We start from the raw sequence: 12662 nt of genomic DNA on the forward strand, positions 1-12662 counted from the left end.
CCGGGACCCTGTCCCGGGCCGCTTGCATTTCAGGCGGCAGTCGTTGCCAGGACGGGGAGCGTCGCCTGCTTGGGCAGTCCCTTCGCCGACCGCAGTTCATCGACGCGTGCGACCGAGAGGGCGCTGATCGCGGCTGTAGGGCCGGCCAGCAGCGTATGCGGAGGGATCTTCCAGTGGTCGGCCAGCCAACCGATGTCGGACGTCTTCCACGGGAACTGACCGCGCTGTCTGCCGGAGATCAGGACCTTCGAGCGGCCGAGCGCCTTGGCGATGTCGGTGAGGGACTCACCGGTGACATTGCGGACAGCGGCGACGCTCGCGCGGATCACCGCCTCCACCGGGTGCTGCTCCTGGCTTGGCGACTGCACCGGGTGCTGGTCCATATTCCCCCCTCTTCCTGGCCTGTTGAATACGTGACTAACCAAAGTTAAGTCCACCTGTACGCGGGTGTGGGGAGCCTACCGTACGGAGGAGGTGGAAACTCCGCACTCGGATCCCTGTGTCTCCTTCGAGTTGGCCTCGCGTCGCCCGGGGTACACCCCGGCCCGGCGCGGTCTGGCGAGCTGTCAGGTGACCGCTCTGCGGGTGGGCCCGGGACGAGCAGCGGAAAGCTACGCCATGAGGGCGAAGCCGCTGGCGGCGTGCCGGACTTGCGGCCGCACAATCTCCTGCTCCACTTCTGCTTGAGTTTCGATCCTCGCGGGAGTGAAGGGCGGTTGCAGGAGGTTGACGGCATGCGGCGTACGGGCTGATGCCCTGTCGCTACTCGTCCACCTTGGTCGGGTCGACCAGGGTCACGGGCCGCCCGATCTCGTTGACGGCCTTTCGGTACCAGTCGACCGGGACCAGGACCGCGACTTCATCCCGGTAGCGCCGCAGGATGATCGCCCCCCGGACCCGGTTGCGGATCTCTGTGAGCAGGTTCCCCCAGTTCTTCCGCACTTCCTCGGTCGTCATCACTTCTTCCATGCCGGTGAGCGTACGGGGCGTCACAGGATCCATAGAACACCACAACTCATAAGATCTCTAGAAACTTGAAAGTCAACGACTTCTGTGTGAGGCTCGACCTGCCACCGAGGCGCGGCGGCCGACACGGTCGGGTGCTTCTTGGTGGGCTCAGCTGCTCGTTCGACGGCGTCAGAACCAGGTCCGCAAGGGCTGAAGCTGGCGGGCCGTTCGTTTCTTGTGAACTCAACAGTGTGCCAATTGATGCGATTTGGGCTTAAGTCGCCGGGCGTGCCTTCCTTCCGAAGGGCCGCCCGGCGGCATCCGAAGCCCGAGGTCAGAAGAGGGCGGGCCCCAGGTGGGGCTTCGTCAGAAGCAGGGGTTCGACTCCCCGTTCGCCCACCGCGCCGGCCATGAACGGCGCGACCCCCGGCACGGCGTTGCAGCGCCCTGTGTGCCGGGGGTCCACGGATCTCCAGAGCAAAGGAATCGATCCGCATGACCATCATCGCAGTCACCCAGGCCGCCCCGCTCCGGGCCAAAGCCGTCTTTGACGGTGTCGAGGACGTCGTCGCCGAGGCGTGGTCCGTGTTCGAGGAGGTCCAGGACCTCTCGAAGCTCGGTGTCGAGGTCGCCGTGACGGTCCGCCCGGGCGAGATCCTGGCGGACCTGGTCGTCCGCAAGGAGGCCGCGCACCTGCTGCCGGCCCTGGTGAAGGAGCTGGAGGACAGCGGCATCACCCGGACCGAGACCGGCTTCCGGATCGCCGGGACGATGTGCCAGGGCAACGTGGGTCTGCGCATCCTCGTCGACAGCTCGCGCATCACCGTCGAGCAGATCGAGGCCCTGGTCGCCTCGGTCGACGTCGCCTTCGACGCGTATGCCGGTCGCGACGAGCACACGGGGTGGGCCGCATGAGCCCGCAGGAGCGGGCAGCGGCCGCGGCCGCCGCGGCCGCCGAGGCCTCCCGTAAGGCGGAGGAGGCCCGCCGGCAGGCGCAGGCCGAACTGCAGCGTCACGGCCGGGCCGTGTCCAGGGTCAGGGGGCGCAAGTGAAGCTGCGCTTCCCGATCCGTGTCGTCCTGGCCCGCACGCTCGACGAGCTGCGCGAGAAGGCCGACGGCGTCGACACCGCGACCGTGCACTGCGCGGCCGCCCTGTTCGCCCTGCAGACCGTACGCGGCGAACGCGACCAGGTGCTGGAGCGGCTGGACGGAATCGTCGACGACCTCCAGATCCACCTCCTGCGCCGTCACCTCGCGGTCGAGCTGCTGCAGGAGATCGACCCGACCGAGCTGCCGCACGAGGTGGCCGAGCAGATCCACATCGCCCGCGAGGCCCTGATCCGGGGCGGAGAAGAGGCGGCCGCCGAATGAACGCACAAGTCAGCAAGTCCGCGCTGAACATCGAGCGCTTCCGCCAGGACCACGGGGACATCAGGACCTGGTCGTCGGTGGACTGGGAGGTCCACCAGAACCTGGTCGAGATCGCCCTCGCGCACGGCCCGGTCGGCGGCCTGGGCCACAAGGTGCGACGCCGCACGGTGGCGGTGGCCCTGTTCGTCTACGTCTCCGCCCTGTACACGGTCGCGGAGCTGGCGTCCGCGCTCCGCGGACAGCACCTCACGCGGCTGGACGACCACCTGGAAAGGGTGGGGCGCGGGCCGCTGGTGCGGGCGGAGAACCGCCTGCGCCAAGGCGGGGACCTGCTGTTCCGGCAGCGGATCGAGCGGGTCGGGCGTCGTGCCGTCGGCGTGATCGACCGGCTCGCCGCCCGCCTCGCCCGGGGCTGAGAGACGGACCGCACCGCACACCAGGTGGCCGCCGCGAGGCGGCCACCCGCATGAAAGGAGTTCGCGTGGCGGCCCGTACCGGCACCCGCAGCGCCCGGAAGAAGACGGCGGCGCGCAAGTCGCCGGCCCAGACGACGACCCCGCCGCAGCGCCGACCGGCCGCTGAGGCGCCCGTGCCGCCGAGCCAGGAGGTGCTGGAAGAGGCGGAGGTCAGGCTCGCGGACCTACGGGACCGGGCCGCAGACCTGATGGACCAAGCCGCCGACACCCTCGACCTCGCCCGCCGGCAGGCCGCCGACGAAGCGGCGCAGCTGCGCGAAGGCGCCGAGGGGACGGCCCGCACGATCCGGCAGGCGGCTGCCGCCGACGCCAGGCAGGTCCTGGCCGAGGCCGCCGAGGAAGCCGGGAAGCGGCTGTGCCGGGCGGCGGGCGAGGCGGACAGGGTCCGCGCCGCCGCCGACCAGGAGGCCCGTGACCTGCTGGATGCCGCCCGCGTCGACGCGCAGCGGACGGCCGAGGAGGTCATGGCGGCCGCCGAGGAGCAGGCCCGCCTGCTGCTCGCCGAGGCAGAGCGGCAGGCGGTCGAGCTCGCCGCCCTGCGCCGGTCCTCCGCCGAGGCCGCGTACCGCACCGCCCTGGCGGACGCGGCCCGCATCCTCGGGGAGGCCCAGAAGCAGGCGAACGAGACGGCGGCCGCGCACGCGGCGGTCGCCGCCGAGACCGACCTCGCCCGCCGGACGGCGCTGCTGGAGCTGAACGAGGAACTCGCCGAACGACGCGCTGCCAACCAGGCCGAACTGGACGCCTACCGCGAGGACTTCGAACAGGCCCGGGCAGCATTCGAGAGGGAGCTCCGAGCACTCGGCAAGCAGCACGAGCACCGCCGGAAGGAGCAGCGCGAGGCGCTGGCCGCCGAGCTGGAGCACATGCGGCGCACCGCCGAGGCCGACGCCCGCAAGCAGGCGCAGGCGATCCTGGCCGGCGCCGAGGGGGAGAAGGCCGCGGTGATGAAGGACGCGGTCGAGGCCCAGGCCCGGGCCGAGAAGCTGCAGCGCAGTGCCAAGGCGGAACTGGCCAAGGCCCGCGCGGCGGCGGCCCGGAAGAAGTCGTGGGCCAGGCGCAGGCGCGGCATGGCCCGCCGGTTCTGGGACCTGATGGTCTGGCTGGCGCTGTTCGCGGCGATCGGCCTGGCCGCCACCGGCGAGTACCACCTGGCGAAGATGGTCGGCTTCGGGCCGTTCTCTCCGCTGCTGCCGGTGTGCATCGACATCTACTGCGTCGTCGCCTTCAAGCGGGAGAGGGACGTGTACCCGGCGCTGCTGCTGATGCTCGGCGCGAACATCACGTACCACCTCGCCGTACCGGAAGCCGACGGCAAGACCTTCCTCGTCATCGCCGTCGTGACCATGTTCGTCGCGGTCGTCTGGCGCGTCCACAAGCTCATGGACGACCACACGGCGGCGGACGACGAGGCCGACCAGGCCGACGAGGAGGAGTCGGTCACCGGTGAGGCGACCGGTAGCGGCACCGGTAACCCGGCTCCTGCCGGTAGCGGTGACCGGGGCGGTGACGGCGGCTCTACCGGTGGCGGTGACCCGACCGGTAATCCCGCTCCTGCCGGCAGCGGTAACCCGCGTTCTACCGGCAGGGGCAACCCGCGCTCCACCGGTGGCGGTAACCGGGGCGGTAGGCGTACCGGTAGGAGCAGCAGGCCCGGCGCTCCGGGCGCCGAGCAGCGGGCAGCGGTACGGGCCCGCGCCGCCGAGATCCTCGCAGCGGGCCAGACCCCGTCACCTACCGCTCTCGCCGCCGAGTTCGGCGGCCTGGACCCCGAGTGGGTCCGCAACCAGATCCGTGCCGTCCGCTCCTGACGCGGCGCGGCGAGTACGCCGCGGGCCGGGCCCGCCTTCCGCCCCCGACAGCCGGCGGGCCCCTTCCCGAGAGGAGAACCATCCCGTGTCCGAGATCGAGCACGTCAGCCCCGAGGTCATCAACCGTGTCCCGGCGGAGTTCCGGCCGCTGCTGAACCTGCAGCACCTGACCTCCTGGACGGTGGACCGCCAGCGCGAGCACAACGCCGACCTCAGCGCGTACGAGGCGGCCCGGGCCGCCTTCCAGACCGCGTTGAGGTCCCAGACCGTCGAGGGCGACGGCAAGTGGTCCGCCCGGTGGCGGGCCCGGAAGGTCGACAAGCACATGAAGGCCCTGGTCAAGGCGGCCAAGGACTCCGCGCAGGCCGCCGAGTCGCTGCGCCTGGCCTACGCCGACCACGTCAGGGAGATCGCGGCACTGCCCGCCCAGCGGGCCGAGAAGGCCGCCAGGAAGGCCGCACGGCGTCAGGGCGTCGGCGAGATCGCGGCCAAGAGCCTGCACAAGACCCGCACCGCGATGGCCCCCAGCAGCGCAGAGGAGGCCACCGGCAGTGAAAGCGGAGGTCAGCCGGGTGCGGCGGCGCCATCGCGGATCCGCGGCGTGAACGACCTGTTCGAGAAGGGAGCTTGAACCACATGCCGACGATCAAGGACGCCCGCGAGGCCAAGAAGCACCAGCACTGGCTGGAGCGTCAGCGCCGCCAGGTCGAGCTGCGCGGCGACGCGGGCCTGGTCGACGCGTGGTGGGACCGGGTCCGTTCGATCTGCAAGGCGAGGGCCGCGCAGGGCGATCCGGAACCGTGGCAGGACCTGGCGCGAACCCTGGAGAACTGGGTCCAGCGCCACAGCGGTGGTGACCGTACGTAATCGTCATCACCCTCATCACCACGGCGGGCGGGCGGATCGGAGACCTCAAGGCGGGCGCGCGGGCGGATGGGCGCGCGGGCGCGCGAGGATCTCCGATCCGGTCACCCTCTGTCAACCCCTGGAGTAGTCGTGTCTGACGACAACCGGAACGGCGAGAACAACGTCCTCTCCCTCCGGCCGAGGGGCAGCAGCCCCCCGCCGGGCCTCCCCTCGATCCCCGGTGCCGCACCGCCGGCACCTCCCCCGGCCCCGCCGCCTCCGTCCGCCGCTCCCTCAGCACCGGCGGACGCCGACGGGGCCGGAACACTTCCGGCCCGCTCCCGCCGGTCGGCCGCCGACTCGCTGCTCGCGCTCAGCGCCGGGCCGCCGAGCCTGCCGCCAACCCCGGCCCGCCCGCCGGCCACGACCATGGCGGCTGTGCGGTCCGAGGCCCTGGACGACGGCGACGACGGTGCCGGCGACGACAGCGACGGTGCCGACGACGACAGCGACCCGCAGGAGCCGGGCCTGGCGGCGTTGGGTCTGGCGGCGACGCTGGCCATCGCACTCGCCGCCCTGCGCGGCACCGCCACGGTGCTGCACGACTGGCGCCAGCGGCGCATGAAACGCGCCGAGGAACTCGCGCCGCTGCGCGAGGCCCGCCTCAAGCACAAGCTCGCGAGCGAGGAGGCGGCCGCCAAGCACGCCCTGGCCATGCAGGGCATCGGGGACAAGGCCGCCCAGAAGCGAAGCAAGATCCCCTCCAGCCAGGAGTTCGGTCGCAAAGCCCTTTCCGGCGGGCGCAGTTCACCGGGCGCAGGCGGCGGCAAGAGCTCCGGCTCGGGCGGCGGTCGCGGCGCCGGCACCGGACCCGGCAGGGCTACGAAGTCCGGCGCGACGGGCACCGGGCCCGGAGCGAAGACCGGGTCGGGCAAGTCCGGCGGCGGTAAGACGTCCACCGGCACTGGCTCTGCCGGCACGGGCAACAGCGGCACCGGCAGAGGCGGCAAGAACGGTTCCGGGTCGGGGATCAAGTCCCCCTCCGGCGGCAAGTCGCCCAGCCCGAACGCCTCCAGCCCGGCACTGGAGCGGGCCCGTGGCCGCCAGGAGCGGGCCGCCGCCCGGCAAGGCGCGAAGAGTCGGCGGCGCGCGGACCGACAGGCCGCCCGGCTCGAGAACCGGGCGAAGGACCGCGATGCGGCCCGCGACCGGAAGAACGCGGCGAAGGAAGCCCGCCGGGCCGCGAAGGACAAGGTCCGCAACGCCCGGATCGAGGCGAAGGGCGACAGGAAGGAGAAGGCCCGCGACGCCCGGTTCGAGGCCAAGCAGAAGCAGCACGAGGCTCGAGCCGAGGCCCGGCGCAAGAAGAAGGAGAAGGCGGCGGCCGCCGGTGCCGGGCGCACCACGCTGGGCCAGGCCACGGCGAAGGCGGCCCGGCGGCGGCTGAAGAAGCGGCGCAAGAATCTCGCGCCGCCGATCCTGAGCACGGTCAAGCACCGCAAGAAGAAGCCCATGCCCGGCGCCACGGCGTCCGGCACCGCAGCGGGGACCGGCGCCGGCGCCGCGGCGTCGCCGAAGAAGCCTGCCGGGACCAAGGGCCCCGGGGCGGCGAAGAAGTCGGCCGGGACCATGGGCCCGGGCCCGAAGAAGAAGCACCGGTTCAGCAAGCCGAAGGCCAAGTCCTGCACGAAGCCGACCCCGTCGACGTCGTCGACGAGTTCGTCGGGCGCCTCCTCGACCGGACCCGCGGGAACCTCGTCCACCGGATCCGTGGGGACGTCCCCGACCGGCCCGAGCGGAACGTTCAGCGGGCGGCGCAGCGCCTACGACTCCATGCGGGACACCGACCCGAACCGGCAGACCGTGTACTGGGCCGAGTCGCTGCACGTGCCCGGCTCGCAGGCCCGCCGGTGGGAGCCCGCAGCGGTGACAGCCGGGTCAGCGCCCGCCGTGCCCACCGGCACCAGCCCCACCACGAAGGGAGCGCGCGTGAGCGCATCACCGGTATCCACCCCCACCCCGCGGGCCACGGTGCCCGCGGAACACCTGACGGAAGTGACGCTCGACGACGTCCTGGACGCCCTGGCGGACTCCAAGGACGAGTGCCTGACCACGTACGACGAGTGCGCGGTCCTGGCCGACAAGGCGGTCGAGATCCGCGACTCGCTGCGGGAGCTCGCCGTCGAGCTCGCGGAGCGCAACAACGTGATCGGCCGCCTCACCTCCGCCGCCATGGACCGGTTGGCGGAGTCGATGGACCTGCTGCAGAAGAAGGCCGTGGCGATGCGCAAGGAGTCCCTGGCCGCAGCCGAAGCGGTCGAGACGGCGCACGACGAGATGCACGACGCCTACCGGCCCGTGCAGCAGGCCGCGCTCGACGCGGGCCTGACCATGCCGTCCGCCCGCATCCACAACGAGGACGGGCGATGACAGACCTGGTCCCCTACACCCCCAGGCCCCTCGCCAAGGGCGGGCGGCTGTCGTTCATCACCCTCGCGGCGAGGATGACGGCCCTCACCGGTCAGGCCCTGGCCCTCAAGGAGGGGCTGTACGTCCTCAAGCGACGGATGGAGAAGGACGCCGGGGATCAAGACCGAATCGCCGACATGTGCGCCGAGGCCGAGGTCGAGCCGAAGTTCACGGGCTTGATCAACGAAGCGGCCTCCCGCGTGCGCAAGGTCGCCGAGGCGGCCGACGGCGTGTCCGGCGCCGCCGACCAGATGGAAACCAACGCCCGCGCGTTCAAGGACGCCCACGAAACCGAATACCGGGGCGTCTACGAGGCGGTCCAGGCGTCCGGCGTACGGCAGGCGAAGGCGGGCTTCTACCGCAAGCGCTGAACCACACCGCACGACGAAGAACCAGTACAACCCCCGTCAGACCCCTCATGCCCAACGGGTCTGACAGCGAGGAGGGGCCCGGTGAACTGGCGGTTTCTAGCGATCGTCGCAACACGTGGTCGTGTTGATCAGGCCGCGAGCAGTCTATGCAGGCGCTCGGCTGGGGTTTCCCAGCCGAGCGTTTTGCGTGGGCGGCGGTTGAGCTGGTCGGCGACGGCGGCCAGGTGGTCGGGGCTGTGGACGGACAGGTCGGTGCCCTTGGGGAAGTACTGCCGCAGCAGTCCGTTCGTGTTCTCGTTGGAGCCGCGTTGCCAGGGGCTGGCGGGGTCGCAGAAGTAGACCGGGATGTCGGTGGCGAGGGTGAACTCGCCGTGCCGGGCCATCTCGCTGCCCTGGTCCCAGGTCAGGGACCGCATCAGCTGGGCGGGCAGAGTCCGGGCGGTGGCTGTCAGAGCGGTCAGGACGGCCTCGGCGCTGTGCTCGCCGGGCAGGTGCAGGAGCATCACGTAACGGGTGGCGCGCTCCACGAGGGTGCCGATCGCGGACCTGCCGTCCTTGCCGATGATCAGGTCGCCCTCCCAGTGGCCGGGCACGGCCCGGTCCGCGGCTTCGGCGGGGCGTTCGCTGATCATGACCATGGGTGTGGTGAAACGCGGCTGGCGGCAGTTGGCCTGCCGCTGGGGCCTGCGCCGGGCGCGGCCGGAACGCAGGGCGCCGGCGAGCTCACGCCTGAGCTGGCCTCTGCCCTGGACGTAGAGCGCCTGATAGACGGTCTCGTGGACCACATGCATCTCCGGCCGGTCGGGAAACCTCTGCCGCAGAGCCTGGCAGATCTGCTCCGGGCTCCACTTCTCTTCCAGCATCGCCTGGACGGCCTCGCGCAGCTGCGGGTCCTGAAGGATCTTGCGGGGCTTGGGCCGAGGCCGACGGGCATCGGCGCGGGCCTGGGCGGCGTGCGGGCGGTAGACGCTGCTTGCCGGATGGCGGTTGCGCCGTATCTCACGGCTGACCGTGGACGGGCTGCGGCCCAGCTCCGCGGCGATCGCCCGCACCGTTGTCTTCTCCCTCAGCCGGTCGGCGATGTGGATCCGCTCGTCCTCGCTCAGGTACCGGGACGGGCCGCGAGCCGGTACCACCACATGTATCGGTGGTACCGGCTTGCGGTTGCGTTCTCCGGAGCGGCCGTTGCGCCACTTGTTGCCCGTCCTGCGGTCAACGCCGACGATCCGGCACGCTTCGGTGTTGCTGTATCCCTGCTGCACGAGCCGGGAGTATGCCTCCCGCTCCCGGGACAGCTTCCTGGGACCCTGCGGCGTCCGGTCCCCTCGGATCTCGAAGTCCATCCCACCCCTTGAACTGGGGTGTTGCAACGACTCCTAGAACCCAAGACTCCACCGGGCCCCTCCCCCATTCCCCCTTTTCTCACCCCCTGGCGGGAGGAACGCCGTGACGACTGAGATCGCAAAGGCTCCCGAGGCCGATGCCGCCCCCGATCGGGGGCTCACCCCGCAGCAGGCCCGGCGCCTGGCCATCGCCGAGCGCGTCCTGTACGGCGCGGCCGGCACCTGGGCGGCGGCCGGACCGGTCACCGACGTCCCCTGGTGGGCACACGGTGCCGTCGTACTCACCGGCTACCTGTCCGGGCGGCGGGTGTGGAAGCGCGCCGCCGACGAGGACAGCGAGGGCCTGCTGCTGTCGGTCTACCGCTCGCTGCCGGTCCTGGGCTGGTCCGGCACCTACACGGCGGGCATGCTCTCGCCGGTCTTCCACTACCCCGACGCCTGGCCGATGCTGGCCGCCGGCGTCTGGACGCTCGGGATGGCGGCGGCCACCCCGTGGACCCGCTCGCGCGGTCTCCGCCGCGCCATCGACCGTCAGGCCGCCGAGCAGGGCGAGGATCAGGCGCTCGTACCCGCCCGGGCCGCGCCCCGGCCGACCACCTTCGACGGGCACATCAGAGCGATGTGGGCAGCCTCCCCGGCCACCGGGGAAACCTGGCTGGAGGACATCAGGCAGGACCACCCCGAGCGGGCCGACTTCTCCGCCCTGGTCCTCGCCCCGGCCGGGCAGGCCGTGCCCAGCTCGGTCACCCCCCGCTCGGTCGCCGCGGTGTTCGACGTCCCCGAGCAGTGCGTGAGCATCACCGGCGTCGACGGCTACGGCCCCGGCCGCCTGCAACTGCGCGTCGCCCCCTCCGAGATGGCAGCCAAGGCCACCGAGCAGGGCCTGAAGCTGCTGTGGGAGCAGAAGGTCTCCGGACCCGGCGGCGCGGCCCCCGGCATGGAACTGGTCGACTACCGCCTCGACAAGGAGGCGGGCACCCTGCGGATGCGGGTGGCGGCCACCGACGGCGAGCTGATCAGCCTGCCTCGCCTGAAGCTGGCCCGAGCCCTGAAGATCGACGACCCCGAGCTGCTGATGATCGAGACGGACGGCCTGGCCCACGCGGTCGTCACCGTCTACCGCGAGCACCCGCTGCTCAACATCCGCGAGGCCACCGTCGAGGACCTGACGATGGGCGCGGACGGCCGGATCGCGGTCGGCCTGCGGCACGACGGACGCCTGTTCAAGATGCCGCTGTACGACCCGGAGATGGGCGCGCTCACCGACCTGGTCGTCGGCGCCATGGGCTCCGGCAAGAGCGTCTTCCTGCTCACCGTCCTCATCGCCGAACGGCTCAGCGGCGTGATCAGCCTCGTCGCCGACGCCCAGTCCGGCATGTCCCTGCCGGAGGCCGACGGCCGCGTACGCCACTTCGGCGCAGGTCTCGCCGCCATGGCCGCCACCCTCGCCGCCGCCTGCGCGGTCGCCGACCACCGCGAGAAGGTCTCCTCCGCCAACGGCTGGGGCTCCTTCGTCCTGGGCGACCCGTGGCGGCTGGTGAACGTCACGCTCGACGAGATCAACCTGGCCATCGGCGAACACGCCATCTGCCCGCCGGAGTTCAGCAAGTGGATCGTGGCGATGATCGCCCGCATCCAGCAGACCGGCCGCAAGTTCGGGTTCGGCATCCGCTTCGCGGGCCAGTCCATCCATGTCGCCGACCTCGGTGACGCCGAGAAGCTGCGGGCCAACGCCCGCCAGGGCACCGTCTGGATGGGCCGGGTCAACAGCACGATGACCCAGTCCATGGCCACGGACATGGTCAGCGACGGTACGGACGTCACCCCGATCCGCCGGTTCTTCGGCTCGGTCTCCGAGGAACTGGAGGCCGCGTGGGACGGCAAGGAGGTCCCGCCGGGGCCGATCACCGCGGGCATGGCCTGGGGCCTGCAGGGCGGCCGCGCCACCCTGATGCGGGTCTTCAAAGCCCTCAAGCGGAACAAGACGTACCCGCACCTGATCCGGCTGTTCGAGTCCGCGCCCGAGATCCCCGGCTTCACCCCGGAAGAGGACGCGGTCTTCACAGCCGCCCACGCAGAGGCGCTGATCGCCGCCGAGGCCCTCCTGACACCGGGCGAGGGCGACGAGGAGAAAGGCGGCAAGGGCAAGAAGGCCAAGAAGGGCCTGCCGCACACCGGCGGCACCGGTTCCTTCCCCGCACCCCCCAAGACGCTCCGGCACAGGGTCCTGGAGGCGCTCGCCGACGGCGAACCCCGCCGCGTCCGCGACATCCGCACGGCCGTCGGTGTCGGCACCGACGGCGGCCCGAGCTCCGGCTCGGTCGACAACACGCTCAGCAAACTCGCCGAGGAAGGCCGGGTCGTCCGGGTCGGCCACGGCACCTGGGCTCTCGCCCCGCGCGACTGACGCGCCCCGCACGGGGCCGGCCACTCCCGTCACCGACCGACCATCTGGCCCCGCCACTCCCCCAGCAGATGAAGGAGCACTTCCCGTGGACCACCGCACCGAGCAGGAATCCGAGGCCGCCATCGAGGCCCGCCGTCTCATCGAGGCCGTCGAGGCCGTCTACCGCCTGCCTCCGCCCGCCCCGACGCCCACGCGCTTTCGCGACGAGACGCCCAACCGGCCCAGCGACGCCGAGCCCGTCCGCCAGCCCGACAACAGGATCGTCCCGGCCTGGGCCGCCGGAACCGCGGTCGCCGGCATCGGCGTGGGCACCGGGTGCGTCGGTCTCGGCTGCGGCGTCTGGCTCGCCTGTCAGGGCTTCGCCGCCGTCTCCCTGATGAGCGTGCTGTTCGTGACGCTGCCCATCGCCGCGGTGGCCGCGGTCGCCGCCGCCGTCGGCACGGCCCTCAAGGGAGCCAGGGCGGCCCACACCGAGCACCACCACTACGCGGGCGACGTCCACCAGAACCACAGCCACCACAGCACCCGAACCACCGGACTGATCGCCCACACCAAGAACGACAACCGGCACCGCTGACCGGCGAGACCAGCTTCGTTGGACCCAACAGGTCCAACAGGG

14 protein-coding genes are annotated in these 12662 nt (G+C 71.8%); 11 read left to right on the forward strand and 3 right to left on the reverse strand.

Features of this window, described 5'->3' with window-relative positions:
* Positions 1-29: 29 nt before the first annotated feature.
* Together ABZX30_RS18090 and ABZX30_RS18095 are read right to left on the reverse strand one after the other, a co-directional pair.
* Positions 30-383 (reverse strand): XRE family transcriptional regulator, encoded by a 354-nt coding sequence (locus tag ABZX30_RS18090; RefSeq protein ID WP_355934516.1) that lies wholly within the window; start codon positions 381-383, stop codon positions 30-32.
* Positions 384-762: 379 nt separating this feature from the next.
* The gene (locus ABZX30_RS18095; RefSeq protein ID WP_355934517.1) at positions 763-969 is read right to left on the reverse strand and encodes a hypothetical protein; all 207 of its coding nucleotides are present in this window, start codon (positions 967-969) and stop codon (positions 763-765) included.
* 474 nt (positions 970-1443) lie between these two features.
* Between ABZX30_RS18095 and ABZX30_RS18100 the strand changes: the two genes are divergently transcribed.
* The 9 genes from ABZX30_RS18100 (at position 1444) to ABZX30_RS18140 (ending at position 8293) form a co-directional block, all read left to right on the forward strand.
* On the forward strand, positions 1444-1863 hold the full coding sequence (locus ABZX30_RS18100; RefSeq protein ID WP_355934519.1) for a hypothetical protein: 420 nt from the start codon (positions 1444-1446) through the stop codon (positions 1861-1863).
* The gene (locus ABZX30_RS18105) at positions 1860-2000 is read left to right on the forward strand and encodes a hypothetical protein (protein ID WP_355934521.1); all 141 of its coding nucleotides are present in this window, start codon (positions 1860-1862) and stop codon (positions 1998-2000) included. The genes ABZX30_RS18100 and ABZX30_RS18105 overlap by 4 nt, the downstream gene beginning before the upstream one ends.
* A complete protein-coding gene (locus ABZX30_RS18110; RefSeq protein WP_355934523.1) occupies positions 1997-2320 on the forward strand; it encodes a hypothetical protein in 324 nt (107 codons plus the stop codon). Before ABZX30_RS18105 ends, ABZX30_RS18110 begins: the two co-directional genes overlap by 4 nt.
* Entirely contained in the window at positions 2317-2736 is a 420-nt protein-coding gene (locus tag ABZX30_RS18115; protein ID WP_355934525.1) for a hypothetical protein, read from the forward strand. The genes ABZX30_RS18110 and ABZX30_RS18115 overlap by 4 nt, the downstream gene beginning before the upstream one ends.
* Before the next feature lie 65 nt (positions 2737-2801).
* On the forward strand, positions 2802-4607 hold the full coding sequence (locus ABZX30_RS18120; protein ID WP_355934526.1) for a hypothetical protein: 1806 nt from the start codon (positions 2802-2804) through the stop codon (positions 4605-4607).
* Positions 4608-4692: 85 nt separating this feature from the next.
* A complete protein-coding gene (locus tag ABZX30_RS18125) occupies positions 4693-5238 on the forward strand; it encodes a hypothetical protein (protein WP_355934528.1) in 546 nt (181 codons plus the stop codon).
* Positions 5239-5243: 5 nt separating this feature from the next.
* Complete coding sequence (locus ABZX30_RS18130; protein ID WP_355934530.1) at positions 5244-5474, forward strand: hypothetical protein; 231 nt, start codon at positions 5244-5246, stop codon at positions 5472-5474.
* A gap of 129 nt (positions 5475-5603) precedes the next feature.
* Positions 5604-7883, forward strand: a complete 2280-nt coding sequence (locus tag ABZX30_RS18135) for a hypothetical protein (RefSeq protein ID WP_355934532.1) — start codon at positions 5604-5606, stop codon at positions 7881-7883.
* Positions 7880-8293: a conjugal transfer protein TraB gene (locus ABZX30_RS18140; RefSeq protein ID WP_355934534.1), complete on the forward strand. Its 414-nt coding sequence runs from the start codon at positions 7880-7882 to the stop codon at positions 8291-8293. Before ABZX30_RS18135 ends, ABZX30_RS18140 begins: the two co-directional genes overlap by 4 nt.
* A 128-nt stretch (positions 8294-8421) precedes the next feature.
* Here the strand turns inward: ABZX30_RS18140 and ABZX30_RS18145 are convergent, their stop codons facing one another.
* The gene (locus ABZX30_RS18145; RefSeq protein ID WP_355934536.1) at positions 8422-9636 is read right to left on the reverse strand and encodes an IS30 family transposase; all 1215 of its coding nucleotides are present in this window, start codon (positions 9634-9636) and stop codon (positions 8422-8424) included.
* 103 nt (positions 9637-9739) lie between these two features.
* Here ABZX30_RS18145 and ABZX30_RS18150 point away from each other — a divergent pair, with 103 nt between their 5' ends.
* The gene (locus ABZX30_RS18150) at positions 9740-12043 is read left to right on the forward strand and encodes a hypothetical protein (RefSeq protein WP_355934538.1); all 2304 of its coding nucleotides are present in this window, start codon (positions 9740-9742) and stop codon (positions 12041-12043) included.
* Positions 12044-12128: 85 nt separating this feature from the next.
* A complete protein-coding gene (locus tag ABZX30_RS18155) occupies positions 12129-12620 on the forward strand; it encodes a hypothetical protein (RefSeq protein ID WP_355934540.1) in 492 nt (163 codons plus the stop codon).
* Positions 12621-12662: the final 42 nt, after the last annotated feature.

The sequence above is a fragment of the Streptomyces sp. NPDC004542 genome (assembly GCF_040610035.1).
Taxonomy (GTDB): Bacteria; Actinomycetota; Actinomycetes; order Streptomycetales; family Streptomycetaceae; genus Streptomyces.

What these genes read in the sequence shown, in the direction of transcription:
- ABZX30_RS18140 (WP_355934534.1), top strand. Translation starts at nt 7,880, where the DNA reads ATGACAGACCTGGTCCCCTACACCCCCAGGCCCCTCGCCAAGGGCGGG.
- ABZX30_RS18095 (WP_355934517.1), bottom strand. Translation starts at nt 969, where the DNA reads ATGGAAGAAGTGATGACGACCGAGGAAGTGCGGAAGAACTGGGGGAAC.
- ABZX30_RS18145 (WP_355934536.1), bottom strand. Translation starts at nt 9,636, where the DNA reads ATGGACTTCGAGATCCGAGGGGACCGGACGCCGCAGGGTCCCAGGAAG.
- ABZX30_RS18105 (WP_355934521.1), top strand. Translation starts at nt 1,860, where the DNA reads ATGAGCCCGCAGGAGCGGGCAGCGGCCGCGGCCGCCGCGGCCGCCGAG.
- ABZX30_RS18130 (WP_355934530.1), top strand. Translation starts at nt 5,244, where the DNA reads ATGCCGACGATCAAGGACGCCCGCGAGGCCAAGAAGCACCAGCACTGG.
- ABZX30_RS18100 (WP_355934519.1), top strand. Translation starts at nt 1,444, where the DNA reads ATGACCATCATCGCAGTCACCCAGGCCGCCCCGCTCCGGGCCAAAGCC.
- ABZX30_RS18090 (WP_355934516.1), bottom strand. Translation starts at nt 383, where the DNA reads ATGGACCAGCACCCGGTGCAGTCGCCAAGCCAGGAGCAGCACCCGGTG.
- ABZX30_RS18115 (WP_355934525.1), top strand. Translation starts at nt 2,317, where the DNA reads ATGAACGCACAAGTCAGCAAGTCCGCGCTGAACATCGAGCGCTTCCGC.